Source organism: Pseudomonas sp. G11-1 (assembly GCF_024031555.1).
Taxonomy (GTDB): Bacteria; Pseudomonadota; Gammaproteobacteria; order Pseudomonadales; family Pseudomonadaceae; genus Halopseudomonas; species Halopseudomonas bauzanensis.
Genome location: NZ_QEYQ01000006.1, coordinates 125,825 through 152,239, shown reverse-complemented (window position 1 = coordinate 152,239; position 26,415 = coordinate 125,825). Strand labels below are relative to the sequence as shown.

Annotated in this window: 19 protein-coding genes; 15 read left to right on the top strand and 4 right to left on the bottom strand. The window is 61.0% G+C overall.

Annotated features, from left to right (window positions below):
- Positions 1–33: 33 nt before the first annotated feature.
- Positions 34–2,769 carry a cation-transporting P-type ATPase gene (locus DHB74_RS15445; protein ID WP_036989755.1) on the bottom strand — a complete coding sequence of 912 codons (2,736 nt, stop codon included), beginning with the start codon at positions 2,767–2,769 and terminating at the stop codon, positions 34–36.
- A 243-nt stretch (positions 2,770–3,012) separates the two neighbouring features.
- Between DHB74_RS15445 and DHB74_RS15440 the strand changes: the two genes are divergently transcribed.
- Genes DHB74_RS15440 through arcC form a run of 4 tightly spaced genes read left to right on the top strand, consistent with a single transcriptional unit; the run spans position 3,013 to position 7,651 of the window.
- Positions 3,013–4,458 (top strand): YfcC family protein, encoded by a 1,446-nt coding sequence (locus tag DHB74_RS15440; RefSeq protein WP_499161918.1) that lies wholly within the window; start codon positions 3,013–3,015, stop codon positions 4,456–4,458.
- Between the two features lie 25 nt (positions 4,459–4,483).
- Complete coding sequence (locus tag DHB74_RS15435) at positions 4,484–5,713, top strand: arginine deiminase (protein WP_499161916.1); 1,230 nt, start codon at positions 4,484–4,486, stop codon at positions 5,711–5,713.
- A gap of 19 nt (positions 5,714–5,732) precedes the next feature.
- Complete coding sequence (locus DHB74_RS15430) at positions 5,733–6,734, top strand: ornithine carbamoyltransferase (RefSeq protein WP_499161914.1); 1,002 nt, start codon at positions 5,733–5,735, stop codon at positions 6,732–6,734.
- 2 nt (positions 6,735–6,736) lie between these two features.
- Complete coding sequence (gene arcC, locus DHB74_RS15425; protein ID WP_499161912.1) at positions 6,737–7,651, top strand: carbamate kinase; 915 nt, start codon at positions 6,737–6,739, stop codon at positions 7,649–7,651.
- A gap of 59 nt (positions 7,652–7,710) precedes the next feature.
- Here arcC and DHB74_RS15420 read toward each other — a convergent pair whose 3' ends face one another.
- Complete coding sequence (locus DHB74_RS15420) at positions 7,711–8,808, bottom strand: NAD(P)-dependent alcohol dehydrogenase (RefSeq protein WP_036989760.1); 1,098 nt, start codon at positions 8,806–8,808, stop codon at positions 7,711–7,713.
- Between the two features lie 295 nt (positions 8,809–9,103).
- Between DHB74_RS15420 and DHB74_RS15415 the strand changes: the two genes are divergently transcribed.
- From DHB74_RS15415 to DHB74_RS15395, 5 genes are read left to right on the top strand one after another with little or no spacing between them, the layout of a single operon-like run.
- The gene (locus tag DHB74_RS15415; protein WP_499161910.1) at positions 9,104–10,204 is read left to right on the top strand and encodes an HlyD family secretion protein; all 1,101 of its coding nucleotides are present in this window, start codon (positions 9,104–9,106) and stop codon (positions 10,202–10,204) included.
- Entirely contained in the window at positions 10,191–12,926 is a 2,736-nt protein-coding gene (rbbA, locus tag DHB74_RS15410) for a ribosome-associated ATPase/putative transporter RbbA (protein WP_499161908.1), read from the top strand. Before DHB74_RS15415 ends, rbbA begins: the two co-directional genes overlap by 14 nt.
- A gap of 7 nt (positions 12,927–12,933) precedes the next feature.
- On the top strand, positions 12,934–14,058 hold the full coding sequence (locus DHB74_RS15405; protein WP_499161927.1) for an ABC transporter permease: 1,125 nt from the start codon (positions 12,934–12,936) through the stop codon (positions 14,056–14,058).
- A 39-nt stretch (positions 14,059–14,097) separates the two neighbouring features.
- Entirely contained in the window at positions 14,098–16,434 is a 2,337-nt protein-coding gene (locus DHB74_RS15400; protein WP_499161906.1) for a phosphoketolase family protein, read from the top strand.
- A 2-nt stretch (positions 16,435–16,436) separates the two neighbouring features.
- Entirely contained in the window at positions 16,437–16,595 is a 159-nt protein-coding gene (locus DHB74_RS15395) for a hypothetical protein (RefSeq protein ID WP_499161904.1), read from the top strand.
- A gap of 48 nt (positions 16,596–16,643) precedes the next feature.
- Here the strand turns inward: DHB74_RS15395 and DHB74_RS15390 are convergent, their stop codons facing one another.
- Together DHB74_RS15390 and DHB74_RS15385 are read right to left on the bottom strand one after the other, a co-directional pair.
- Positions 16,644–18,683, bottom strand: a complete 2,040-nt coding sequence (locus DHB74_RS15390; protein WP_499161902.1) for an AsmA family protein — start codon at positions 18,681–18,683, stop codon at positions 16,644–16,646.
- Positions 18,684–18,939: 256 nt separating this feature from the next.
- Positions 18,940–20,373: an aldehyde dehydrogenase family protein gene (locus DHB74_RS15385; protein ID WP_036989764.1), complete on the bottom strand. Its 1,434-nt coding sequence runs from the start codon at positions 20,371–20,373 to the stop codon at positions 18,940–18,942.
- Positions 20,374–20,664: 291 nt separating this feature from the next.
- On the opposite strand from DHB74_RS15385, the gene iscR reads away from it, so the two are divergent.
- From iscR to DHB74_RS15355, 6 genes are all read left to right on the top strand, one after another.
- Positions 20,665–21,150: a Fe-S cluster assembly transcriptional regulator IscR gene (iscR, locus tag DHB74_RS15380; protein WP_036989765.1), complete on the top strand. Its 486-nt coding sequence runs from the start codon at positions 20,665–20,667 to the stop codon at positions 21,148–21,150.
- Between the two features lie 106 nt (positions 21,151–21,256).
- Positions 21,257–22,693, top strand: a complete 1,437-nt coding sequence (sufB, locus tag DHB74_RS15375) for a Fe-S cluster assembly protein SufB (protein ID WP_036989766.1) — start codon at positions 21,257–21,259, stop codon at positions 22,691–22,693.
- Between the two features lie 50 nt (positions 22,694–22,743).
- Positions 22,744–23,493 carry a Fe-S cluster assembly ATPase SufC gene (gene sufC, locus DHB74_RS15370; protein ID WP_499161899.1) on the top strand — a complete coding sequence of 250 codons (750 nt, stop codon included), beginning with the start codon at positions 22,744–22,746 and terminating at the stop codon, positions 23,491–23,493.
- 2 nt (positions 23,494–23,495) lie between these two features.
- A complete protein-coding gene (sufD, locus tag DHB74_RS15365) occupies positions 23,496–24,809 on the top strand; it encodes a Fe-S cluster assembly protein SufD (protein WP_074781221.1) in 1,314 nt (437 codons plus the stop codon).
- Positions 24,802–26,055 carry an aminotransferase class V-fold PLP-dependent enzyme gene (locus DHB74_RS15360; protein ID WP_499161896.1) on the top strand — a complete coding sequence of 418 codons (1,254 nt, stop codon included), beginning with the start codon at positions 24,802–24,804 and terminating at the stop codon, positions 26,053–26,055. Before sufD ends, DHB74_RS15360 begins: the two co-directional genes overlap by 8 nt.
- Positions 26,056–26,058: 3 nt before the next feature.
- Positions 26,059–26,415, top strand: coding sequence for a HesB/IscA family protein (locus DHB74_RS15355; protein WP_036989771.1), 357 nt, complete (start codon positions 26,059–26,061; stop codon positions 26,413–26,415).

The following is a 26,415-nucleotide window of genomic DNA, read 5'->3' as shown; positions in this document are numbered from 1 at the left end:
CTCCTACACCAATGGCACACGTGTATAAGAGAATTAACGAAGCGCCGCAGGCGCAAAGCACGTGTTGCGGATCAGGCGTTTCTCCAGTTCCGCACCAACAAATACCAATAGACCTGCGCCGAGCACCTTGAGCCACTGTCCCGGCGCCAGGCCGACCGAGCCGAAGATACCTTGCATTACCGGCAGATAGGTATAGATCAGTTGCAGGGATGCGCAGGCGGCAATGGCCAGCAGCACATAACGATTACCCAGTAGCCCTTCGCGATTGAGCACTGAGGCCAGGATATAGCGGCTGTTGATCAGATAGAACATCTCCGCAGCCACGACCGCATTGACCGCCATGGTGCGGGCGGTTTCCAGGCTGGCGCCGTGCTCCAGTTCCCAGAGAAACAGGCCCAGTGCGCCCGTCGCCATCAGTACCGAGATCAGGCATACCCGCCAGACGAAAAATCCGGATAACAGCGCTTCGCCCGGCGGTCGCGGCCGCCGTTGCATTATGCCTCGCTCCGCCGGCTCGAAGGCCAGTGCCAGACCCAGTGCCCCTGCGGTCACCATATTGATCCACAGGAGTTGCGCCGGGGTAAGCGGCAGGGTCAGACCGAACAGGATCGCTGTTAGCACGATGAGGGATTCACCCCCGTTGGTTGGCAGCATGAACAGGATGAATTTCTTCAGGTTATCGTAGACTGCACGACCCTCGCGCACGGCGCTGGCAATGGTGGCAAAGTTGTCATCGGCCAGGACCATATCCGATGCCTCCTTGGCCACCTCGGTGCCTTTCAGTCCCATGGCCACGCCAACATCCGCGCGTTTCAGCGCGGGCGCATCGTTGACGCCATCCCCGGTCATGGCGACGACCTGGCCATCATCCTGCAATGCCCGCACCAGACGTAGCTTCTGCTCGGGGCTGGCACGGGCAAAGATGTCCACCTCCATCACTACCCGGCGCAGGGCGGCGTCATCCATCAACGCCAACTCGGCCCCGGTGATCGCAGGCTTGCCTACGCCGATACCCAGCAGGGCGCCGATGGCCCTGGCTGTCTCGGCATGATCACCGGTGATCATCTTCACCTGAATGCCGGCGCGGCGACAGTCGGCGACGGCGTGAATTGCCTCCTCCCGCGGCGGATCGATAATGCCGACCAGTGCCAGCATGCTGTAGCCGCTCTCCACGTCGGCAAGAGCCAGACCCATGCCGCCCGGCGCCTCCCGTTTGCAGGCAAAGGCCAGCAGGCGCAGGCCCTGGGCCGCAATATCGGTTGCCATACGCCGCCAGTAATCGGCATCCAGTGGTTGATCACCGTCGCGGCTTGTTTGCTGCGAGCACATATCCAGAATCCGCTCCGGCGCGCCCTTGACGAAGATCCACGGCTGGGCTTCGGTGTCCTGATGCAGGGTGGCCATGAACCGGTGTTCCGACTCGAAGGGGATTGAATCCTGACGCGGCCAGGCAGCGCTGCTTTCATCCTGGGTGAGCCCCAACTTGCCGCCCAGTGCCAGCAGCGCGCCTTCGGTGGGATCACCTTCGATATGCCACTGGTCGCCGGTCTGTCGCAAACGCCCGTCATTGCATAGCACACCGGCTCGCACCGCGAGGTGGAGTGCCGGGTACTGCGCCGGGTCAACAACCTTTCCGGCAATGCTGACATCTCCCCGCGGGGCGTAACCGACGCCGTCCACATCGAATATCTGGTCCGCACACACCACCCGCTGCACCGTCATCTCGTTACGGGTCAGCGTACCGGTCTTGTCGGAGCAGATGACAGTGACCGAACCCAGCGTCTCGACCGCCGGCAGGCGGCGGATAATCGCATTGCGCCGCGCCATACGCTGCACGCCAAGGGCCAGGGTTACGGTCATGATTGCTGGTAGCCCTTCGGGAATGGCGGAGGCTGCCAGCGCCACTACCATCATGAACATATCCGATGCGGGAAGGCCGCGCAGCCCAGTGCCGAGCAGGAAGGTAAGCGCACAGAACCCCAGGATGACCAATGCCAGCACGCGGCCAAAGCGGTCAACCTGACGTAGCAGAGGCGTCGACAGGTTGCGGATGCTGGTCAGCATCTGATTGATTCGGCCCAGCTCGGTGGCGCCGGCGGTGGCCACAACAATGCCACGAGCCTGGCCGTAGACGACGAGGGTGCCGGAGTAGGCCATACCATGACGGTCACCGAGCGACGCATCCATGTCCACCGCATCGGTGGACTTGCTCGCCGGCATGGACTCACCGGTGAGCGTTGCCTCCTCCACCTTGAGGTCCTTGACCTCGATCAGCCGCAGATCGGCCGGGACGCGGTCACCCGAAGCCAGCAGTACCACATCACCGGGCACCAGTTCAGCGGCATCGATTTCGCGGCGTACGCCGTCACGCAGTACGGTTGCGTGGGCAGACAAAAGGGAACGAATGGAGTCGAGAGCGGCCTCGGCCTTGCCCTCCTGGATGAAACCGATGACAGCATTGATCAGCACCGCTCCAAACAATACTGCGGTGTCGATCCAGTGGCCAAGCAGCGCCGTGATCAGCGCAGCGCCGAGCATCACGTACAGCAGAATGTTGTGAAACTGCAGCACAAAGCGCAGCAGCGGTCCTTGATGCCTGGGTGGCGCGAGGCGGTTGAATCCGTGTTCAGTAAGCCGCCGCGCAGCTTCAGCTTCCGACAGTCCGGCGGAGCCAGTGTTTAACCGGTGCTCCAGATCTTCATGGTTTACCGTGTGCCAATCCTGTTTCCGGGCTGCCTGTGCGGCACCCTTGTTCCCCTGATGAGTCATAGAGATCGGACCTTTTATGTCATGGCTGGAGAGATGCTCAGCCTCCTTCAATTTGTCGCATAGCCTTCGGCCGAAGGCTATAAGTACATTGGTTTTTATTGATTCATGTCATCTCTTTTAATGTAAGCGCGGCCTATGCTCCGGCTGTAGGTGTCCAGCGCCAGCTTCTGGCTGACCGATATTTTCCACGGCTTTGCAGTCGCAGGCGGTCTTCGGTAAAGCCCATGGGCAGGAGAAATGACAATGCTTGAAGAAAATACACAAGAACAGAATCCGGACGAGGTTCTGGCAAGCCGATTCCCGACCGCTTATACGGTTCTGTTCCTTCTGATTGCTCTGATTGCTGCACTTACGTGGATCATCCCCGCTGGGCAGTATGAGCGTGTGATGAGTGAAGAAATCGACCGCGAGGTGGCCGTACCCGGCACGTACCAGATTGTCGAACCCAATCCGCAAGGTTTTGTGGATGTCATGCTGGCACCTACCGCCGGTTTCTATGACCCCGACAGTTATGCCGCCAATGCGATTGATGTAGCGCTGTTTGTGCTGTTTCTCGGTGGTTTCCTCGGGGTGGTGAATGCCACGGGTGCGATTGATACCGGTATTCGGAGCGTCATGCAGCGGCTTGAAGGCCGAGAGATCTGGATGATCCCGATCCTCATGGTGTTATTCGCTATCGGTGGCACAACCTATGGTATGGCGGAAGAAACCCTCGCGTTTTATATCATTCTCATTCCGATCATCATCGCCGCCGGTTATGACGCAGTAACCGGCGTGGCAATCATTCTGATCGGTTCAGGCATAGGCGTGTTGGGCTCCACCATCAACCCCTTCGCTACGGTGATTGCGTCCAACGCAGCGAACATTCCTTTTACCGATGGCCTGATGCTGCGCATGGTGTTGTTGATCGGCGGACTGGTTATCTGCATTGCCTATGTCATGCGTTACGCCGCACGGGTCAAGGCCGATCCGTCACGTTCGGTGGTAGCCAGGCAACTTGACGCGCACCGTCAGGTTTTTCTGAGCGGACAGGACAATCTGGCAGAAGCGACCTTGAGCGTTACCCAGAAGATTGTTCTGATCATTTTTGCGCTTACCTTTGTGGTCATGATCTGGGGCGTATCCTCCCAGGATTGGTGGATGGCCAATATGGGGGCGCTGTTCCTTGGTGCAGCCATTGTCATCGGTCTGGTTGGACGTCTGGGTGAAAAGCGGCTGACCGGCAGCTTTGTCGATGGCGCCCGAGACCTGCTTGGGGTCGCGCTGGTGGTGGGTCTGGCTCGCGGGATTGTGGTGATCATGGAACAAGGGATGATCGCCGACACCATATTGCACAGCGCTGAAAACAGTCTGGGCGGGTTATCGGAGCTTGCCTTTATTAACCTGATGTTCTGGATTGAGGTGGGCATGAGCTTTTTCGTGCCGTCTTCATCCGGGCTTGCCGTACTGTCGATGCCCATTCTTGCGCCGCTGGCGGACTTCGCCTACGTGAACCGGGACCTGGTGGTTACCGCCTTTCAATCAGCCAACGGACTGGTCAACCTCATTAACCCAACCTTTGCGGTGGTAATTGGTGGACTTGCCATTGCGCGCGTTTCCTTTGACCGCTGGCTGGTTTTCATCTGGCCGTTGCTGCTGACTCTTATCCTGTTTATTACGCTGGTGATCAGTGTCGGTACCTTACTGTAATCCGCCAACTGACGAGGATTTTCGCATGACTGACTACAAACTGGGTGTCCATTCTGAGACCGGTATTCTTCGGCAGGTTATTGTTTGCAGGCCGGGACTGGCTCACCGCCGACTGACGCCCAGCAACTGCGATGCACTATTGTTCGACGATGTATTCTGGGTCAAGCAGGCGCAGAAGGATCACGATGTGTTCGTCGAGCTGATGCGCGCCCGCGGGGTAGACGTGCTCGACGTCAACGAGTTGCTGGCTGAAACCCTGGATATCGACGAAGCGCGTGCCTGGATTCTGGACCACCGGATCAGCTGGAATCATGTTGGTGTGGGTATGGTTTCCGAGCTGCGTGCCTGGATGGATGGGTTGCCGGGCACACAGCTGGCTGAATTTCTTATCGGTGGTCTGCAGGTAAATGACCTGCCATTCAACCCGAGTGGATTGTTCGGTAACCACCTGGGCCCCTTCGGCTTTATTCTCCCACCCTTGCCGAACTTCCTGTTTACCCGCGACAACAGCGCGTGGATTTATGACGGCGTTACCCTGAACCCTATGTACTGGGCTGCGCGCAAGCCGGAAACTCTGCTGATGACCGCTGTCTACCGCTTTCACCCCAAATTTGCTGGCAAGGTCGAGGAAATATGGGGCGACCCGCTCAAGGATCACGCGCTGGCCACCCTGGAGGGCGGCGACATCATGCCGGTCGGTAACGGCGCCGTGCTGATCGGCATGGGCGAGCGGACATCACCCCAGGCTATCGGTCAGTTGGCCAATGCGCTATTCGAGCGCGGCACGGTCAATCGTGTGGTGGCCTGCCAGATGCCCAGCAGCCGTGCGGCGATGCACTTGGATACGGTGTTCACTTTCTGTGGCGGCAATGTGGTCACCGCCTTCAAGGAAGTGTCCGACCAGATGGTGTGTTACGACATTCGTCCTGGCCAGGGCGGCAAGCATCTCTCGTTCACCCAGGACCCGCGCCCGATGTTCGATGTGGTTGCGGATCTGCTCGGGTATGAATCTCTGGTCGTGGTGCCCACCGGTGGGGACACGCCTGCAGAGCGCGAGCGCGAGCAATGGAATGATGGCAACAACGTATTGGCGCTTAGCCCCGGCGTAGTCGTCGGCTATGACCGCAATGACGACACCAATGCTGCGTTGGAAGCGGCCGGAATCGAGGTGCTGCAGGTGCCTGGCGCGGAATTGGGCCGTGGCCGCGGCGGCGGACGCTGCATGAGCTGCCCAACCATACGTGATGCTCTCTGACCGACAAGGGTATTGAACCATGGCTTTCAATCTGAACAACAGGCACTTTCTTACCTTGAGGGACTTTACTCCCCGTGAAATCGCCTTCCTGCTGAGGCTGGCAGCCGACCTCAAGGCGGCCAAATATGCGGGTACCGAAGTAGCGCAGTTGCGCGGCAAGGAGATTGCCCTGATCTTCGAGAAGGATTCCACCCGTACCCGCGTGGGATTCGAGGTGGCGGCCTTTGATCAGGGTGCGCATGTCACCTACCTTGGGCCGAGCGGCAGCCACATCGGGCACAAGGAGTCGGTCAAGGATACCGCCCGCGTGCTCGGTCGTGTGTACGACGCCATAGAGTACAGGGGCTACGGGCAGGCCGTGGTCGAAGAACTGGCCCAGTATGCCGGGGTACCGGTGTACAACGGCTTAACCGATGAATTTCATCCCACCCAGGTGCTTGCCGACTTCCTGACCATGCAGGAGCATGCGGAAAAGCCACTGCGGGACATCGCCTATGTGTTCATTGGCGATGCGGCCAACAACATGGGCGACAGCCTGTTGATTGGCGGCGCCAAGATGGGCATGGATGTGCGTTTGTGTGCGCCACAGAGTTGCTGGCCGTCTGCCGATATCCGCCAACAGGCCGAGCAGATTGCCAGCACCACCGGCGCGCGAATCATGATTACCGACGACATTGACAGCGCGGTAGCGGGGGTGGATTTCGTTTATACCGACGTCTGGGTGTCCATGGGCGAGCCAGAGGAAAAATGGGCCGAACGGATCAAACTGCTGCTGCCGTATCAGGTCAACGCCGCACTCATGGCCAGAACAGGCAATCCCCGTGTACGTTTCATGCACTGCCTGCCGGCCTTCCATAACACCGAAACGGTCATGGGCAGGGAAATCGAGCAGAAGTTCGGCATCGCTGCCATGGAGGTTACTGATGAGGTGTTCGAAAGCCCCGCCTCGATCGTGTTTGATCAGGCGGAAAATCGCATGCACACCATCAAGGCTGTGCTGGTCGCTACATTGGGAGGTTGAGAATGCTGGTAGTTGCAGCTCTGGGCGGTAACGCCCTGTTGAAGCGCGGCGAACCTTTGACCGCCCGTACCCAGCGCGCCAATGTGCGCATCGCCGCCGAGGGCCTGGCAGCCATCATCCGCGCTGGCCATGACTTGGTAATAACCCATGGTAACGGCCCGCAGGTGGGGTTGCTGGCACTGCGAACGGCGGCCTACAAACCTGACGAACCCTATCCACTGGATATGCTGGGCGCGGAAACCGAAGGGATGATCGGCTACGTGATCGAGCAGGAGCTGGAGAATGCGCTGAACCATGAGCGCGCAGTGGCAACACTGCTGACGCAAGTGGTGGTCGATCAGCACGACCCTGCATTCGATCATCCGACCAAGTTCATCGGCCCGGTATACGAGCGAGCCGAAGCCGAATCCCGGGCGGACACACTTGGCTGGCACATCGGCCAGGACGGCGACAAATGGCGCCGCGTCGTGCCTTCACCCAGACCGTTGGAAATCCCTGACATCAGAGTAATCCAGTTGTTGCTGGAGCAGGGGGTAGTGGTGATCTGCGCCGGGGGCGGTGGTATCCCCATCGTCCGTCGCGACGATGGCAGTACGCTGGGTATCGAGGCGGTGATTGACAAGGACGCTGCCAGTGCCCTGCTGGCGCAGCAGCTCAAGGCTGATGTGCTGTTGCTACTGACCGACGTTGATGCAATTTACCGGGACTTCGGTACAGACAGCGCGGAGGCAATTACCTCGCTGACGATAGAGCAGGCCCGGGCGCTGGACTTACCAGCCGGCTCAATGGGGCCGAAACTCACCGCAGCCGCTGACTTTGCAGAACATGGGGCAATCAGTGGAATTGGGCGGCTGGAAGATGCTCTGGGTATTCTGCAGGGGACAGCTGGAACCCGAGTATGGCGTAAACCTGAGTAAGCCGGGTAGCGACGCCATGAAGCAGCCGGCTCTTTCCATGCCGGCCACTTCACCGCTGATCAGGGTCTGATAGCGATTTTCAGTACGCCGTCCCGTTGATTGGCAAACAGGTCGTAGGCTTCGACAATCCTGTCCAGCCCATACTCGTGGGTAACCAGCACACCCAGATCCAAGCGGCTGGAAGCAACCACGTTCATCAGGCGGCGCATGCGCTCCTTGCCGCCGGGGCATAGCGCGGTGTTGATCCGGTGATCCCCCAGGCCCGCAGCAAAGGCGCCGAGCGGAATGCTCAGGTCTTCGGAATACACGCCCAGACTGGACAGAGTACCGCCGGGTTTGAGCACCTGCAGCGATTGGCTGAAGGTCAATTGGGTACCCAACGCCTCGATGGACGAGTCAGCCCCACGACCGCCGGTAATCTTCATTACCTCGTCAACCACGTCGCAGTTGTTGAAGTTGAGCGTGATATCCGCGCCCATCTGCCGGGCAATGCCCAGACGGTGCTCATTGCCGTCCACGGCGATGATGGTGGTGGCACCGAGTAACCGCGCTCCCGCGGTAGCGCACAGTCCGATCGGGCCCTGGGCGAAGATGACCACGGTGTCCCCGATGCGGATATTGGCGTTCTCAGCCCCCTTGAAACCGGTTGACATGATGTCCGGGCACATCAGCACCTGCTCGTCGGTCAGCCCGTCAGGGATCGGTGCCAGGTTTGCCTGCGCGTCCGGCACCAGCACGTATTCCGCTTGGGTACCGTCGATCAGATTGCCAAACCGCCAGCCTGCCGTTGCCTTGTAACCATGGCAGCCGCAACGGCCATCGGCGGTCAGATAGCTCCCATCCTGCGAAGCGACTCCATCCTGGGCGGCATAGGAGTTGAAATTGGGACAGATTGCTCCAGCAATAACGCGCTGGCCTTCCTGATAGCCTTGCACCGCGCTACCCAGCTTCTCGATCACACCCACCGGCTCGTGACCGACAGTCAGGCCTCTGGCGACAGGGTACTCACCTTTGAGAATGTGGATGTCGGTACCGCAAATAGTGGTGGTGGTAATACGCACCAGTGCGTCATTGGGACCTACATCGGGGATGGGCTTATCGGTCAGCTCGATACGTCCAGGCTCGATAAATATCGCCGCTTTCATCATCTTGGTCACGGGGGTTCTCCTGATAATCGATGGAATCAGCTCTGCGTGTTGAACAGGAAACCACCCCAGCCTAGCTCAGCTGCTATCAGCCAGCCTGACGCAGATCAAGTAACCGGCTATCGAACGCCATCGCCCTGTCCAGGGCCACCATAAGCAACATTCGACAGAACCTGCTCTGGGCTTTGCCTACAACACGGCACTGACCCAATTAAACCCCATTGTTTGACCTGGCTCATCCCCGGGTCATGCCGCTTGGCTTAGACTGGCAGTAGTAATCACCCATCTCGTTACAAGGACACTGCATATGGCCTCTTCCGTTCTATCCAATAAGCGCGTGTTGATTCCTGCAGTCATTGGCATCCTCGTGCTGCTGGGCTGGTACGGTTGGTCCGAGCATGCGAATCAGGGGCCCGGTGAGGGCTTTGTCGTTGGCAACGGCCGCATCGAGGCCACGGAGATTGATGTCGCCACCAAGCTGCCGGGGCGGGTCGAGGAGGTACTGGTAAGCGAAGGGGATTTCGTTTCCAGAGGCCAGGTGCTGGCGCGCATGCAGGTAGATACGCTTACCGCGCAGCATGAGGAGGCGTTGGCCGGCTACCGCGAGGCGGAGTTTGCCGTAGCCGCTGCCCGGGCGCAGATTGCCCTGCGCGAAAGCGATGTGGCAGCGATGGAAGCCGTAGTACTGCAGCGCGAGGCCGAATTGTACTCCGCCCAGCGGCGCATGCAGCGCACCGAAAAACTCTCCATCGACGGGGCGGTGTCCCGTCAGGAGCGGGATGATGACCGCGCCCGCGCGCGCAGCGCAGAGGCCGGGGTGGCAGCAGCCAGGGCTCAGGTGCTGGCCGCCCGGGCTGCCGTGGAAGCGGCCAAGGCCCAGCAGACCGGCGCAGAGTCCCGGGTCGGCGCGGTGCAGGCCAGCATAAACCGTATCAATGCCGACCTGGCTGACAGCGAGCTCAAGGCTCCGCGGGACGGGCGCGTGCAGGTGCGTGTGGCACAGCCGGGCGAGGTGCTGGGCGCCGGAGGCCGGGTGCTGAACTTGCTGGATCTGTCGGATGTATACATGACCTTCTTCGTGCCGGAAGCCGCCGCCGGGCGTGTAGGCCTGGGCAGCGAAGTCCGCCTGATACTGGATGCAGCGCCGGATTACGTGGTGCCGGCGCGGGTTTCCTTTATCGCCAGCCAGGCCCAGTTCACCCCCAAGACCGTGGAGACCGCCAGCGAGCGGGAAAAACTGATGTTCCGGGTGCGCGCACAACTGCCACCGGCATTGCTGCAGCGCTACCTGGATCAGGTCAAGACCGGTGTACCGGGTGTGGCCTGGCTCAAGCTGGATGCGGACGCGGAGTGGCCCGAATCCCTCGCGGTGCATCCCGACCTGATGGCCGCGCATGACAGTGAATAAGGATCCGGTCGCCCGCCTGCAGGGCATCAGCCTCAGCTACGGCAAGACCCGCGCACTGGCGCACATCGACCTGGCGCTGCCCGCCGGCTGCATGGTCGGACTGATCGGCCCGGACGGCGTCGGCAAGTCCAGTCTGCTGGCGCTGCTGTCCGGCTCACGCCGCCTGCAGGCAGGCCAGCTCCAGGTGCTGGGGGGCGACATGGCCCAGCGCGAGCATCGCAATCAGGTCTGTCCGCGCATCGCCTATATGCCCCAGGGGCTGGGCCGCAACCTCTACCCGACGTTGTCGGTGGAAGAGAATCTGCAATTTTTTGCTCGGCTGTTTGGCCACGACGCAGCGGAGCGGCGTCGGCGTATCGATGAGCTGACCCGGGCTACCGGGCTGCACAGCTTCCTGTCCCGGCCGGCCGGCAAGCTGTCCGGTGGCATGAAACAGAAGCTCGGGCTGTGCTGCTCGCTGATCCACGATCCGGACCTGCTGATCCTTGACGAGCCGACCACCGGGGTCGACCCGCTGGCGCGGGCTCAGTTCTGGGAGCTGATTGACAGCATTCGCCAGCAGCGCCCCGGCATGAGCGTGGTGGTCGCCACAGCCTATATGGACGAAGCCCAGGGCTTTGACTGGCTGGTGGCCATGGACGCCGGCCAGGTACTGGCCACCGGCACCCCGGCCGAACTCATGGAGCAGACCGCCAGTGCGTCGCTGGAGGACGCCTTCGTGGCGTTGCTGCCACAGGAGCGCAAGCGTGGTCACGCGCCGGTGACCATCCCGCCGCTGGATGTCGATGAGAACGACATCGCCATCGAAGCGAAGAATCTGGTGCTGCGCTTCGGCGACTTTGTCGCCGTGAAAAATGTCAGTTTCCGCATCCGCCGAGGCGAGATCTTCGGCTTCCTCGGCTCCAACGGCTGCGGCAAGACCACCACCATGAAGATGCTCACCGGCCTGCTGCCGGCCAGTGAAGGCCAGGCCTGGCTGTTCGGCCAGGAGGTCAGTCCGAAGGATATCGAGACCCGCCGTCGGGTCGGTTATATGACCCAGGCTTTCTCCTTGTACAGCGAGCTGACCGTCCAGCAGAACCTGGTACTGCATGCCCGACTCTTTGCCGTGCCAGAGGACGAAATCCCCGGGCGGGTGAAGGAAATGATCCAGCGCTTCGATCTGGCTGATGCCGCCGACAGCCTGCCGCCGGATATGCCGCTGGGCATGCGCCAGCGCCTGTCGCTGGCGGTGGCCATGGTGCACAAGCCGGAACTGCTGATCCTTGATGAGCCCACCTCCGGCGTCGACCCGGTGGCCCGGGATGCCTTCTGGCGACTGCTGGTGGAGCTGTCGCGCAAGGATCGCGTCACCATCTTCCTGTCTACCCACTTCATGAACGAGGCCGAACGCTGTGACCGCATGTCGATGATGCATGCGGGCGAGGTGCTGGATAGCGACGTGCCCGCCAGACTGGTGGAAAAGCGCGGCGCGGCCAATCTCGAAGAGGCCTTCATCGGCTATCTGCTCGAGGCGGGCGCCGGTACCCAGGACGCGCCCCAGGCCGAGTCCGGTGCCGGGCTGTCGCAGCAGGCACAGGCCGCGCTGCCCCGGCGCAAGGCATTCAGCATGCAGCGCATGTTCAGCTATCTGTGGCGCGAAGTGCTGGAGCTGCAGCGCGACCCGATCCGCGCCACCCTGGCGCTGGCCGGCTCCCTCGTGCTGATGTTCGTCATCGGCTTCGGCATCAGCATGGATGTGGAGGACCTGCGTTACGCCGTGCTCGACCGGGACCAGACCACCCTGAGTCGCGACTACGCTCTGCAGCTGTCCGGCTCGCGCTACTTCATCGAGCAACCGCCAATCAGCGATTACGACGAACTGGACAGGCGCATGCGCAGCGGCGAGGTCTCGCTGGCCATCGAAATCCCGTCCGGCTTTACCCGGGATCTGCTGGCCGGACGTCAGGCGCAGATCGGTGCCTGGGTCGACGGGGCCATGCCACAACGGGCCGAGACCCTGCAGGGTTATGTGCAGGGTATGCACCAGCACTGGGTCAGCGAACAGATCAGTCAGCGGCTGGGCAGACTGCCGGTGACGGCGGAGATCCAGACGCGCTTTCGCTACAACCCCGACGTGCGCAGCCTGCCGGCCATGGTTCCGGCGATCATTCCCTTGTTGCTGCTGATGATCCCGGCCATGCTCACCGCGCTGGCGGTGGTGCGGGAGAAGGAAACCGGTTCGATCACCAACTTCCATGTCACCCCGGTGACCCGCAGCGAGTTCCTGCTCGGCAAGCAGTTGCCCTATGTCGCGCTGTCGATGCTCAACTACCTGTTGATGATGTTGCTGGCGGTCACGGTATTCGGGGTGCCGGTCACCGGCAGCTTCTTCGCCCTGACCCTCGCCGCGCTGATCTTCAGCTTTGCCTCCACCGGCATGGGATTGCTGGCCTCATCGGTCACCCGCAGTCAGATCGCTGCGATGTTCTTTGCCATGATCGGCACCATGGTACCGGCCACCACGTTCTCCGGACTGATTGATCCTGTCTCATCGCTGGAGGGCTTCGGTCGGGTGATCGGTGAGCTGTACCCGGCCACCTACATGGTCAATATCAGTCGCGGCGTGTTCAACAAGGCGCTGGGGCTGGGAGAGCTGTCGGGGGCCTACTGGGCCATGCTGGCGTCGGTTCCGGTGATCATGGGGCTGGCCGTGCTGATGCTGAAGAAACAGGAGCGCTGACATGAAATTGCGCAGTCTGGCCAATGTCTACCGGCTCGGGATCAAGGAACTCTGGAGTCTGGGGCGCGACCCCATGATGCTGGTGCTGATCGCCTACGTCTTCACCGTCGGCGTGTTTTCCGGCGCGAACGCGATGCCGGAAACCCTCAATCACGCGCCCATCGCCATCGTTGACGAGGACGACTCGGCACTGTCCCGGCAGATCACATCGGCCTTCTATCCGCCGAATTTCACCACGCCGCAGATGATCAGCATGGGGCAGATGGACTCCGGCATGGACTCGGGCCAGCATACCTTTGCCCTGTACATACCCCAGGGTTTTCAGCGCGATGTGCTGGCCGGGCGCAGCCCGGATCTGCAACTGAACGTGGACGCCACCCGGATGAGCCAGGCGTTCACCGGCAGCGGGGCGGTGCAGCAGATCGTCATGGGCGAGATCAACACCTTCGTCCAGCGTCACCAGGGCCTGGCCCAGGCTCCGGTCGAGCTGGTGTTGCGTGCGCGCTTCAACCCGGCGCTGGAACGGGCCTGGTTTGGCAGCCTGATGCAGGTGATCAACTACATCACCATGCTCTCCATCGTGTTGGCCGGGGCAGCGCTGATCCGTGAACGGGAACATGGCACTATCGAGCATCTGCTGGTTATGCCGGTAACCCCCGGTGAAATCATGCTGGCCAAGATCTGGTCCACCGGGCTGGTGGTGTTGGTGGCGGGGGCCATCTCACTCAACCTGGTGGTGCGCGGCTTGCTCGGCGTGCCCATAGAGGGCTCCCTGCCGCTGTTTTTTCTGGGTGTGCTGCTTTGCCTGTTTACCACCACCTCGATGGGCATCTTCCTCGCTACCCTTGCCCGCAACATGCCCCAGTTCGGCATGCTGATGATGCTCACCATCATGCCGTTGCAGATGCTCTCCGGCGGCAGCACACCGCGTGAAAGCATGCCCGAGCTGGTGCAGAACATCATGCTGGCAGCCCCCACCACCCACTTCGTCGAACTCGGCCAGGCGATCCTCTATCGGGGCGCCGGGCTGGAAACCGTATGGCCCAACTTTCTGGCGCTGATGGTGATAGGCAGTGCGCTGTTCGGCGCTTCCTTGCTGCGCTTCAGAAAGACCATCCACAGCATGGCCTGAGTTCATCTGGCCCCAGTTGAACTTACAAGGAGTAAGAGAATGGACACTATCAAGAACGCACAGAGTCACTGGCTGGCAGGCTACGGACCGATCACGCACCGCGAGGACACCCGCGAGCGAATCGCCGCTCTGTGCGAAAAACTGACCGGTGACGGTCGGGTGGCGAATGCCGAGCAGTTCCACGCCATGCTCGCCGCCGCCGATCGGCTGACCTGCGCCGGCATGAATGTGGTCGCCCACATGACCTACGCCCAGCGCATCGACCTGGACGGCAAGCCGCTGGCCGCTGAGGACTTCAAGCCTGTTCCCGAAGGGCATACCGGCGGTGCGCTGAATATGGTGCCGGCCTTTGTCGGTTATCTGCTGGCCAACGCCCTGACCGGCAAGACTCGGGCCTGGCTGATGGGGCAGGGGCATTGCGTAGCGGCCATCGAGGCAGTCAACGCCCTGACCGGCGATGTATCCTCCGCCCAGCAGGGCCGCTATGACCGCAGCGCGGCCGGGCTGGCGCAGTTGTGCCAGGACTTCTACTCCTACGCAACCGACGACACCGGCCTGCCCGCCGCGCCGCTGGGCAGCCACGCCGGCCCGAACACCGCAGGCGCCATCTCCGAGGGCGGCTATCTGGGCTTTGCCGAGCTGCAGTACATTCATATGCCGTTGCCCGGCGAAAGTCTGGTGGCCTTTTTAAGTGATGGCGCCTTCGAGGAGCAGCGTGGCTCGGACTGGGCGCCGCGCTGGTGGCGTGCCGAGGACAGCGGGATGGCGATTCCGGTGATGATCCTCAACGGTCGGCGCATCGAGCAGCGCACCCAGATAGTGCAGGAAGGCGGCGCCCAATGGCTGGCCGAAGATCAGCGGCACAATGGCTTCGACCCGGTGATCATCGACGGTCGCGATCCCGCCGCCTTTGCCTGGGCCATCATCATGGCCGAAGACAAGCTGCAGACCTTTGCCGATGACCCACAGCGTCGTTATCCGGCGGCCTTGCCCTACATCATCGCCGAGACCGAGAAGGGTTTCGGTTTCCCCGGCGCCGGGACCAACGCTGCACATAACCTGCCGCTGGTGACCAATCCCTTCAAGGACGTGATTGCCCGGGAGCTGTTCAATACCAGCGCCCAGGCGCTGTATGTGCCCCGTGTCGAACTGGAGCAGTCACTGGCTACACTGACCAATCACCAGCAGCAGGGCAGGTCGCTGGAAAGCCAGAACCCGCTGGTGCATCGCCAGCCGCCCGCGCCCAGTCTGCCAGAGCCGAAGTGGCAGCCCGTGGGCACTGAAAACAGCGCCATGAGTGCACTGGATAACTGGTTCGTCGAGCTGGTCAAGGCCAACCCCGCGTTGCGCGTTCGCGTCGGCAACCCGGACGAGCTGGCCAGTAACAAGATGGGCGAGACCCTGACTCTGCTCAAGCACCGGGTCAACGAGCCGGAACCGGGCGTTCATGAAGATCTGCACGGCGCTGTCATTACCGCCCTCAATGAAGAGGCCATAGCGGCCGCAGCGCTGGCCAACAAGGCCGGGCTCAACCTGATCGTCAGTTATGAAGCCTTTGCCGTGAAGATGCTCGGCCTGATGCGTCAGGAAGCCATCTTTGTACGCCGCCAGAAGGAACTGGGCCAGCAGCCGGCCTGGCTGCCGGTACCCCTTATCGTCACCTCTCATACCTGGGAGAACTCCAAGAACGAGCAGTCCCATCAGGACCCGACCATGGGTGAGGCGCTGCTGGGAGAGATGTCCGACACCGTGCGCGTGCTGTTCCCGGTGGGCGGCAATACCACAGTGGCGGCCATGCGCTCGGTGTATGCCGGTCGCGGACAACTGGCCTGCGTGGTGGTGTCCAAGCGCGATGTGCAGCAGTATCTGGACGGGCCGCAGGCCGAGGCGCTGGTCGAGCAGGGCGCGGCCCATGTGCTGGGCGATCCGGCCAGTGCCGACCTGCAGTTGATTGCCATCGGCGCCTACCAGCTGGAGGAGGCGCTCAAGGCCCAGGCTGCACTTGAGCGCGCCGGACATGCCGTCTGTGTCACCGTGATCATCGAGCCGGGCCGGCTGCGCATCCCGCGGGACGAGCTGGAAAGCGCCTTCGTAGTGGATGATACGACCCTGAATCGCCTGTTCCCGCCCGGCATGCCGCGGGTCATCCTTACTCACACCCGCCCCGAGCCCATGCTCGGCATATTGCGTCGCATCGACAGCGGTCTGGCGAAAACCCGCGCGCTGGGCTATATCAGCCGTGGCGGCACCCTGGATGTACCGGGCATGCTGCGCGCCAACCGCTGTACCTGGGTCGATGCCATCCGCGCCGCCGCCGCGGTGACCGGCTGGGAGCTGGCGGACCTGAGTGACTATGCCAACCTTGGGGGTGAGTGACGATGCTGACTCTGACCTGTCTTGGCGGCGCCGGTACCGTTACCGGCTCCAAAAACCTGCTGACCCACGGCGGCACGCGCATCATCTCCGGCTCCGGCGGCCGCGAGCTGGGCTGGTCGGTCTCGGTGCCGCTGCAGGATCAGGTGCATCCGTTAGGTTGATCAAATGTCAGTTGTCCAGCACGCTGGGCACTGGGTCACTATCATCATTCAATCCCCTCCTGCGCGCATCTGCTGCAGGAACTCTCCACACTGGCTGGCCTGTTCGCCGCTGGGTGCGATCAATGCCAGCAGGGCCGCCGGTGGTGCCAGTGCACCCAGCGCCAGCGCGCCCACCCCACGCAGCGCCAGCGGCCCGGCGTGAACCCCGGGGCGCGGCTCGCTGAAGGTGCCCTGCACGTAGAGCGGGGAGCGCAGGGAGATGATACGCATGCCCTTGGAACTGGGGGCGATGTCCAGATCCAGTTCTTCGCTGGCGAAGTTCACTGTGCCGTCAATCTCGATCAACGCGTTCTCGGTATCCAGGACAAACAATGGAGTGCTCATCAGACCGTTATCGAGGGCGAGGTCGGCGACCGCGCAGTTGATCTGTACGTCCTCATCACCGAACAGCCTGCCCATCACATAGTTGCCCACGTTGAGCCCGGCGATTTCCATCAGGCCGCGGCTCACCGTGCCGTCATTGATCACCATACGTACCGTCCCATCGGCGCTGCCCAGCAGGGCGGCCACCGAGTTGCCGCTCCCGCGCAGCTCGGCATCGCCATTGAGTTCGCCTAGGCTGGTCTGCATGGGTGCGAAGCTTGGCGCGAGCTCCTTGAGCTTGAAACCCCGTGCTTTCAGATCCGCCCGGCCTTGCAGCGGAGTGTTGGTACCGTTGAGCTCGATATCGGCGTTGAGCACGCCACCGGCTATGCCGAACTTCAGTGGCGACAGGTGCAGCCGGCCGTCATCCAGCACCACGTGGGCGTCCAGATCCGTGATGGGCAGCTTCTCGCTGTGCACGATGCGCTGGCCGCGCACGCGCACGTCGGCATCCATCGCCCGCCAGCGCTCGGTGCGGAACTCCTCGACCGGCAGCACCTTGTCCGCAGGTTGTCGGGCGTCGCTGCCCCGCGCCTCTTTCTCTGCGTTGGAATCGGCCCCGATCAGCGGCGCAAGGTCGGTGAACAACAACTGCCGGGAGACCACTTCGCCGGACAGCTTGGGCCGGGGAGTTCCGGCCACGTAGGTCAGGTCGCCGTGTATATCGCTGTCGCCGATGCGCCCGTTGAAATCCTGGTAGCGGTAAGTTGCCCCTTCAGGAGCCTGCAGCTCGGCACGCAGCCGGCCGTCGGTAGAGTAGGGTGGACTGTCCGGCAGGGTGACGCCGGTCAGGGGATACAGATTGCCCAGGCTGGTACCTGACAACTGCAGGTTCAGATCCAGGGCGCCAAAATTCAGTGGATCGGTCAGGGTTCCAGCGAGACGGATGCGGGTGGAGCCAGCTCGGACATCCGCCTGCAGTGGGAATGGCAGCGTGGCATCCTGCAGTGCCAACAGGCCGCCAATCTTGCCTTCGCCTTGCACCGCCTGCCCTTGATAGCGACCCTCGGCGCGCCAGGCGAAGACATAATCCTGCGGCGCAGCCGCATCTGATTGCTCCTGCTCGCCAATGATTTCACTGAAGGCGATGGGTTCACCCAGCGGGTCGACCTGCAAATCGAGTTGAAGCCTGCTGATCGCATCGTCGATCCTTATCTGGCCCTGATCGAAACCAATGGTGCCGATATCCAGGACCCAGGATGCGGGTTCGGATGGATCGCTTTCGTCGTTGCCCAGATCGAAGGTCCAGTTGTTGCGCCCGTCGGCCAGGCGCTGCAGGTCTGCATTCGGGGCTTGCACATCGATGCGGGGGATGCTGACGATCTTGCGCAATAGCGGCAAGGGCGCCAGTCGCAACTCCACCCGCTCCAGACTGACGAAGGTGTCGCCTTCGGCCCATTCCGGATTGCCCAGCACCATGTGTTCGGCGGCGATGTGCGGCCACGGCACCCAGGCCCGCCAGCCGTTCGTTTCCGGCTCTCGGCGCCAGGCCACTGCCAGGTCACCCTCGATGGCGAAAGGCCGATCCAGCGCCTCGGAAACCCGATCATTAATGGTTGGTTTGAGCAGGTTCCAGTCGAACAGCACCAGAAACAAGGTCAGCGCCGCCGCCAGTAGTATCAGGCCGGTCAACATCCAGACGAAGAACCCACGAACGTGCGCCATACCAATCCGCCCCTTGATCATGCATCCGATAACGATGCCTCAGGTTCAGACTAGCAAATCCTGGAAATGTCGAGCTCGCCGATCCAATAGCGATGCCGGCAAGCACCAGCTTCAGGCTTTCAAGCGGTTAACTGGGGGGATGGGTTTGCGGGAGCAGGCTCGGTGGGAGCGGCCTTGGCCGCGAATGGGCTGCTGCAACCCTTCGCGGGCGAGCCCGCCCCCACCGGTACCTTCAAGGGGGAAGGTCCCCTGGAGATCACTTCTCGGCGTAATAACCGAAGATGGATTTCACTTCGAGGAAGTCTTCGAAGCCATAGTGGCCCCACTCGCGGCCGTTGCCGGATTCCTTGTAACCACCGAAGGGGGCATTGTTATCCAGCGGGGCGCCGTTCAAATGAACCATGCCGGTACGGATCTGGCGGGCGACGTTGCGGGCGCGATCCAGTTCCGCTGAAGAAACGTAACCGGACAAACCGTAGCGGGTATCGTTGGCGATGCGAATGGCGTCTTCTTCGTTCTCGTAACCAATGATCGACAGTACCGGCCCGAAGATTTCCTCCCGGGCAATGGTCATATCGGTGGTTACATGGCTGAAGATGGTCGGTTGTACGTAGTAGCCCTTGTCCAGACCTTCAGGACGACCGGTGCCGCCGACAACCAGGTTGGCACCTTCTTCGATGCCCTTGGCGATCAGATCCTGGATCTTGCTCCACTGGGCCTTGGATACCACCGGACCGATGGTGGTGTCCGGTGCATCGGGGGCTCCTGCCTTGACCTTGGCGGCAACAGCCTTGGCAATGGCAGCTACTTCATCCATGCGGCTGTTGGGGACCAGCAGGCGGGTAGGCGCATTGCAGGACTGTCCACTGTTGTTCATGCAGGACATGACACCATGGGCAACGGTTTTTTCGAAGTTGGCATCATCCAACAGGATGTTGGCCGATTTTCCGCCCAACTCCAGCGCGACGCGCTTGATGGTCTCGGCACCGTTCTTCATGACCTGGCGACCAGCACCGGTGGAACCGGTGAAGGACATCATGTCGATATCCGGGTGCGCAGACATGGTCGAACCTACGGTCGGACCGTCACCATTGACCAGGTTGAACACCCCCGCCGGCACCCCGGCTTCGTCCAGCACTTCGGCCAGCAGCAAGGCGGATAGGGGGGCGACTTCGGAGGGCTTCAATACCATGGTGCAGCCAGTGGCCAGGGCAGGAGCGATCTTGCAGGCCAACTGATTGATCGGCCAGTTCCAGGGGGTGATCAGGCCGCAGACACCGACTGGCTCCTTGACCACGAGGGTGTTACCGATGCGCTCTTCGAACTCGAACTCCTTGAGCGCCTTCAGTGCGGCAGCAAAATGGCCGGTGCCGGAAGGAGCCTGGGCGTATTTCGACAGCTTGGCCGGTGCGCCCATCTCAAGGGAGATCGCCTGGGCGAATTCCTCGGAGCGACGCTGATAGATCTCGAGAATGCGCTCCAATAGGGCGATGCGCTCTTCACGACTGGTCTGTGAGTAGGTGTCGAATGCCTTGCGCGCCGCAGCCACAGCAATGTTGACATCTTCTTCATTACCCAGAGCGATGGTGGCAACGACCTCTTCCGTGGCGGGGTTGATCACATCAACCGTACGGTCACCCTTGGGCTCTACCCATTGGCCGTTGATATAGAATTGTTTTTCATGGCTCATTTGATCAGGACTCCTGCTGGGACATAATCTTGAAAGTGTCGAAACAATACACGTAATTCGCATTTGTATCAGCTGTTTGAGCGAATTTACCAAGCAAAACATGCGTCTGCTTTCACTTCAAGCGTTCAGGCAATAACTCTATACTATGCCCCGGAAAATCAGCCGCGCCCGGTCTGGCAACGTGGCTCAGGCGTGGTGCCAGCATTTCTGTCCCCGGAAGGGGTAATACTTGACTAAAACAGTGGGATATTGCATAGTTCTGCCCATGTGCAAACCTGACACGGGTGCTCTATGCGTCTGACCACCAAAGGCCGCTACGCGGTTACAGCCATGCTGGATCTGGCCCTTCACGAGGACCAAGGACCCATTACGCTGGCAGATATTTCTCTGCGCCAGGGTGTGTCGGTGTCCTATCTGGAGCAACTCTTCGCCAAGCTGCGGCGCAGCAAGTTGGTAGAGAGCGTGCGCGGACCCGGTGGGGGGTATCGTCTGGCGGGAGGCGCCGCGTCCATCAATGTGGCACAGATCGTCGAGGCCGTGAACGATTCCATGGACGCGACCCGGTGTCTGGGCAAGGGGGATTGCCAACATGGGGACGTCTGCCTGACCCATTACCTGTGGACGGACCTGAGCGAGCGTCTGCGCCAGTTCCTCGGCGATATAACCCTTGCCGACCTGGTTTCACGTGAAGATATTCAGCGCGTACGCACCCGGCAGGATAAGGGAGCCTGCGCCAACGCCAACCAGGACGCTATCAACCTGGAACGCATCATCTGACGGCCGCTGGCCGTACGAACTAGAGAGCAGTGCCCGAAGAGGCATTGCAGCCTGACATACAATGCAGCCACCGCCATGACGTTGACTGCGGGATTGAGGTGATACCGTGACTCAAGAAGTCGAGAACCTTATCAAGACGGATTACGCCGCCGGCTTTTATACCGATATCGAATCCGACACGCTGCCGCCTGGCCTTGATGAAAATGTCATACGCTTTATCTCGGCCCGCAAGGAAGAGCCTGAGTGGATGCTCGAGTGGCGGCTGAAAGCGTATCGCGCCTGGCTGGAAATGGAAGAGCCGACCTGGGCCCACGTACATTATCCGGAAATCGACTTCCAGAGCGTTTCCTTTTACTCGGCTCCCAAAAGCATGGCTGATCGGCCCAAGAGTCTGGATGAGGTCGATCCGGAGCTGTTGGCGACCTATGAAAAGCTGGGCATTCCGCTGCATGAGCAGGAAGCACTGGCTGGCGTTGCAATGGATGTGGTCTTCGACTCGGTATCGGTCGTCACCACCTTCCGCGAGAAACTGGAAGAGGCGGGCGTCATTTTCTGTCCGATCAGCGAGGCCATTCGCCGTTTCCCGGATCTGGTAAAACAGTATCTGGGGACCGTAGTGCCGCAAAAGGACAACTACTACGCTGCCCTGAACTCCGCGGTTTTCTCCGATGGCTCCTTTGTCTACATTCCCAAGGGCGTACGCTGCCCCATGGAGTTGTCCACTTATTTCCGGATCAATGAACTGAATACCGGGCAGTTCGAGCGCACCTTGATCGTTGCTGATGAGGGCTCCCACGTCAGTTATCTGGAAGGCTGCACCGCCCCCATGCGTGATGAAAACCAGTTGCACGCTGCGGTGGTCGAGCTGGTAGCGCTGGATGGTGCCCAGATCAAATATTCCACGGTACAGAACTGGTACCCCGGCGATGCAGAAGGCAAGGGCGGTATCTACAACTTCGTGACCAAGCGTGGCGTTGCCCATACCAATGCCAAGATTTCCTGGACCCAGGTGGAGACCGGCTCGGCGGTAACCTGGAAGTACCCCAGCTGCATTCTCAAGGGTGACAACAGTGTCGGCGAGTTCTACTCGGTCGCGCTGACCAATAATTTCCAGCAGGCTGACACGGGCACCAAGATGATCCATCTTGGCAAGAACACGCGCTCAACCATTGTTGCCAAAGGGATTTCCGCCGGTCAGAGCAACAGCTCTTACCGCGGACTGGTGCGCATCAACCCCGGCGCTGAAGGCGCGCGTAATTTTACCCAGTGCGACTCGTTGCTGATCGGCGACCGCTGCGGTGCGCATACCTTCCCGTATATCGAGAGCAAGAATCCCAGCGCAGTCGTCGAACATGAGGCGACCACGTCAAAGGTCAGTGATGACCAGATGTTCCTCTGCCAGCAACGCGGTCTGGACGCTGAGAAGGCGGTCTCGATGATCGTCAACGGCTTCTGCCGCGAGGTCTTCAAGGAGCTGCCGATGGAGTTTGCCGTGGAAGCAGGCAAGTTGCTGGAGGTCAGCCTGGAAGGTTCGGTGGGTTGATCCACCGCAGGCTGTCGAGACCATTTCATATAGATTATCAGGCGTAAAATATGTTATCGATCAAAGGGTTGCACGCTAAAGTTGAAGAAAAAGATATCCTCAAGGGGCTGGATATCGAGATCAATCCGGGTGAGGTGCACGCGATCATGGGGCCGAACGGCTCCGGCAAAAGCACCCTCGGCAACGTGCTGTCCGGCCGCCCTGGCTATGAAGCAACCGGCGGCAGCGTGCTGTTCAAGGGCCAGGACCTGCTGGAACTGGATACCGAAGAGCGGGCCCGTGAGGGTATTTTCCTGGCGTTCCAGTACCCCGTTGAAATCCCCGGCGTCAGTAACATGGAATTCCTCAAGGTCGCGGTTGATGCCAAACGCAAGCATGCCGGACTGCCGGAGCTGTCCGCCGTCGAGTTCATGAAACTGGCGCGCGAAACCAGCAAGCGGGTTGACCTTGATGCCAGCTTCCTCAAGCGCGGCGTCAACGAAGGTTTTTCCGGTGGTGAGAAGAAGCGGAACGAGATCATGCAGATGATGCTGCTCGAGCCCGACCTGTGCATCCTCGATGAAACCGACTCCGGTCTGGATATCGACGCCCTGCAGGTGGTTGCCGATGGTGTGAACTCCATGCGCGACGGCAAACGCAGCTTCATTGTCGTCACCCACTATCAGCGTCTGCTGGATTACATCGTGCCGGACTACGTGCATGTGCTGGCCGGCGGCCGCATCGTCAAATCCGGCACCAAGGATCTGGCGCTGGAACTGGAAGCCAAAGGCTACGGCTGGCTGGAAAATGGAGAAGGCTGACTATGTCCGACTTTCAACAACAGGCCCTGACGCTGGCCGCAGAGCAGCAAAGCCCCGAGTGGCTGACTGCGCTGCGCGCGCGGGGTACTGACGTCTGGTCGACCGCCAAATGGCCGACCCGCAAGACCGAGGCATGGAAATACACCTCTCTGAACCCGTTGCAGACTGACACCCCGGCCCAGTGGGCCAGCGTCGACGACTGCGCCTGGCAGCAGGCGATCGATCCGATTGCCCTGGACGCCACCCGCCTGGTCTTCATCAACGGGCATTTTTCCCGTGAGCATTCCAGTGAACTGCCCGCCGGGGTAGTCCGCTTCAGCGAGGCGGATGCCAGCCAGCAGGCGCTGATCCGCCAGCACCTGGGTACGGTTGCCAATACCGGCGAGCACCTGTTTGTCGCCCTGAGCGACGCCTGGGCCACTGACGGCATCTTGCTGCACGTGCCCCGCGGCGCCCGGCTGGAGAAGCCGGTGTACATCCTCAACGTCGCCACGCCAGAAGCGCAGCCGGCGGTCAGCAGCCAGCGGGTGCTGGTGGTGCTGGAGGACAACAGCGAGGCCGAGCTGATCGAACATTACGTGTCCGGCAGCGAAAAGCAGAACCTGTTCGTCAACAGTCACACCGAAGTGGTGGTAGGCAACAACGCGCAGATTCAGCATTACCGGATCAACCTGGAACAGGAAGATCTGCTGCACGTCGGTGGCGTGCACATCGACCTGCACCGCGACGCCCGCTTTCTCGGCTTTACCCTGGCACAGGGCAGCCGGCTCAAGCGTATCGACTACCACGTCAATCATCGTGGCGAAGGTGCGCACCTGGGGCTCAACGGCGTTTACCTGCCGCGCAACAAACAGTTGATCGACTATCACACCAACGTCGAGCACCGCGTGCCCAATTGCACCACCGACGAAGTGTTCCGCGGCATCATCGGTGACTCGGCCAAGGCCGTGTTCAATGGGCGCATCCATATTCATCAGGATGCCCAGAAGACCCTGGCCGAGCTCAGCAACAAGAACCTGCTGACTTCGCCGACGGCCGAGATCAATACCAAGCCGGAGCTGGAGATCTACGCCGACGATGTTCGCTGCGCCCATGGTGCAACCATTGCCCAATTGGACGAGACCTCGGTGTTCTATCTGCAGAGTCGTGGCGTTACCCGCGCCGATGCGGTGCGCATGCTCAGCTTTGGCTTCATCAATGAGTTGCTCAATGAAGTGCCTGAGCAGGCAATTCAGGACTACCTGCGGCCGCGCCTGACCACCCTGTTTGGTGAAAGCCCTCAGGGCGACGAGCTGGGACAGATGCGTTATGAATGATTTGGCCATCGACCGGCGCAGCACGTTCAATGCCGAACTGGTGCGGCAGGATTTTCCGATCCTGCAGCAGGATGTTCATGGCAAACCGCTGGTGTACCTGGATAACGCTGCCACCACGCAGAAGCCTGAGGCGGTGATCCAGGCGATCGTCGATTACTACCGCAAGGACAACAGCAACGTCCACCGCGGTGCCCATGCCCTGGCTGAGCGCGCTACCGACAAGTTCGAGCAGGCGCGGGTCAAGGTAGCCGGCCTGATCAATGCCGCCGAGCCGCGGCAGATCATCTGGACCCGTGGCACCTCGGAAGGCATCAATCTGGTAGCGGCCAGCTGGGGACGCAGCCAGCTGCGCGAAGGCGACCGCATTCTGGTGTCGGCCATGGAGCACCACTCCAACATCGTGCCTTGGCAGATGATCGCCGCGCAGATGGGCGCCACGGTTGAGCCGATTCCGGTAAGCAACGACGGCACGCTGGATCTGGATGCCTTGCAGGGCATGCTGGATGCGCGGGTACGCATGGTCGCCTGCGGGCACGTGTCCAACGCCCTGGGTAGCGTCAACCCGGTGGAACAGATTGTGCGTATGGCCCACTCGGTGGGCGCGTTGTGCCTGATCGATGGCGCTCAGGCCATGAGCCATCTGCAGGTGGACGTGCAGGCGCTGGACTGCGATTTCTATGTGTTTTCCGCGCACAAGATGTTCGGCCCGACCGGCGTCGGCGTGCTTTACGGCAAGGCCGAGCTGCTGGAAGCCATGCCGCCATACCAGGGCGGTGGTGAAATGATCGAAACGGTCAGCTTTGCCGGTACCACCTACAACCAGTTGCCTTACAAATTTGAAGCCGGCACCCCGGATATCGCTGGCGTGATCGCCTTGGGCGCTGCGGTGGATTATCTGCAGAGCCTCGATCGCGAAGGGGCCGAACGGCATGAGCAGGAACTGCTGGAATACGCCGAAGCCAAGGCTCGGGCCATGCCCGGAATTACCCTGGTGGGCACGTCAGCCAAGCGCACCGGCGTGCTGAGCTTTCTCATGGACGGCACCCACCCCCACGATGTGGGCATGCTGCTGGATCAGCAGGGCGTCGCGGTGCGTACCGGCAACCATTGCGCCCAGCCGATCATGGACCAGTTGGGTATCCCTGGCACAGTGCGCGCCAGTTTCTGTTTCTACAACACCAGAGCCGATATCGATCGTCTGTTCGAGGCGCTGACCAAGGCGAAACAGTTCCTTGTCGAGGAGTAGAGTATGAGTGTCGAATCTTTTGATCCAACCAGCCAGGCGGTTTCCGTCAGCCCGGCTGCGCTCGAACACTTCCGTCGTCAGTTGACCAGCCAGCCGGGCAAGGCGGTACGTGTCAGCATCAAGAAAAGCGGCTGCACCGGTTTCATGTATGTCATCGACATGGTGGAGCAGGGCGCCGAGGATGATCTGCATTACCAGCTGGACGACCAGGTCGAACTGCTGGTGGAACGCGAGAGTCTGGCAATTCTCTCCGGCACCGAGATCGATATGGTGAAGGAAGGCATCAACCGCCAGATCCGCTTCATTAACCCCAACGTCAAAGACCAATGTGGTTGTGGCGAAAGCTTCAGTGTGAGTTGA

Bases quoted from the DNA above. Each gene is read 5' to 3' on its own strand.
- DHB74_RS15445 (WP_036989755.1), bottom strand. From the start codon at position 2,769: ATGACTCATCAGGGGAACAAGGGTGCCGCACAGGCAGCCCGGAAACAG.
- DHB74_RS15440 (WP_499161918.1), top strand. From the start codon at position 3,013: ATGCTTGAAGAAAATACACAAGAACAGAATCCGGACGAGGTTCTGGCA.
- DHB74_RS15435 (WP_499161916.1), top strand. From the start codon at position 4,484: ATGACTGACTACAAACTGGGTGTCCATTCTGAGACCGGTATTCTTCGG.
- DHB74_RS15430 (WP_499161914.1), top strand. From the start codon at position 5,733: ATGGCTTTCAATCTGAACAACAGGCACTTTCTTACCTTGAGGGACTTT.
- arcC (WP_499161912.1), top strand. From the start codon at position 6,737: ATGCTGGTAGTTGCAGCTCTGGGCGGTAACGCCCTGTTGAAGCGCGGC.
- DHB74_RS15415 (WP_499161910.1), top strand. From the start codon at position 9,104: ATGGCCTCTTCCGTTCTATCCAATAAGCGCGTGTTGATTCCTGCAGTC.
- rbbA (WP_499161908.1), top strand. From the start codon at position 10,191: ATGACAGTGAATAAGGATCCGGTCGCCCGCCTGCAGGGCATCAGCCTC.
- DHB74_RS15400 (WP_499161906.1), top strand. From the start codon at position 14,098: ATGGACACTATCAAGAACGCACAGAGTCACTGGCTGGCAGGCTACGGA.
- DHB74_RS15395 (WP_499161904.1), top strand. From the start codon at position 16,437: ATGCTGACTCTGACCTGTCTTGGCGGCGCCGGTACCGTTACCGGCTCC.
- DHB74_RS15390 (WP_499161902.1), bottom strand. From the start codon at position 18,683: ATGGCGCACGTTCGTGGGTTCTTCGTCTGGATGTTGACCGGCCTGATA.
- DHB74_RS15385 (WP_036989764.1), bottom strand. From the start codon at position 20,373: ATGAGCCATGAAAAACAATTCTATATCAACGGCCAATGGGTAGAGCCC.
- iscR (WP_036989765.1), top strand. From the start codon at position 20,665: ATGCGTCTGACCACCAAAGGCCGCTACGCGGTTACAGCCATGCTGGAT.
- sufC (WP_499161899.1), top strand. From the start codon at position 22,744: ATGTTATCGATCAAAGGGTTGCACGCTAAAGTTGAAGAAAAAGATATC.
- sufD (WP_074781221.1), top strand. From the start codon at position 23,496: ATGTCCGACTTTCAACAACAGGCCCTGACGCTGGCCGCAGAGCAGCAA.
- DHB74_RS15360 (WP_499161896.1), top strand. From the start codon at position 24,802: ATGAATGATTTGGCCATCGACCGGCGCAGCACGTTCAATGCCGAACTG.
- DHB74_RS15355 (WP_036989771.1), top strand. From the start codon at position 26,059: ATGAGTGTCGAATCTTTTGATCCAACCAGCCAGGCGGTTTCCGTCAGC.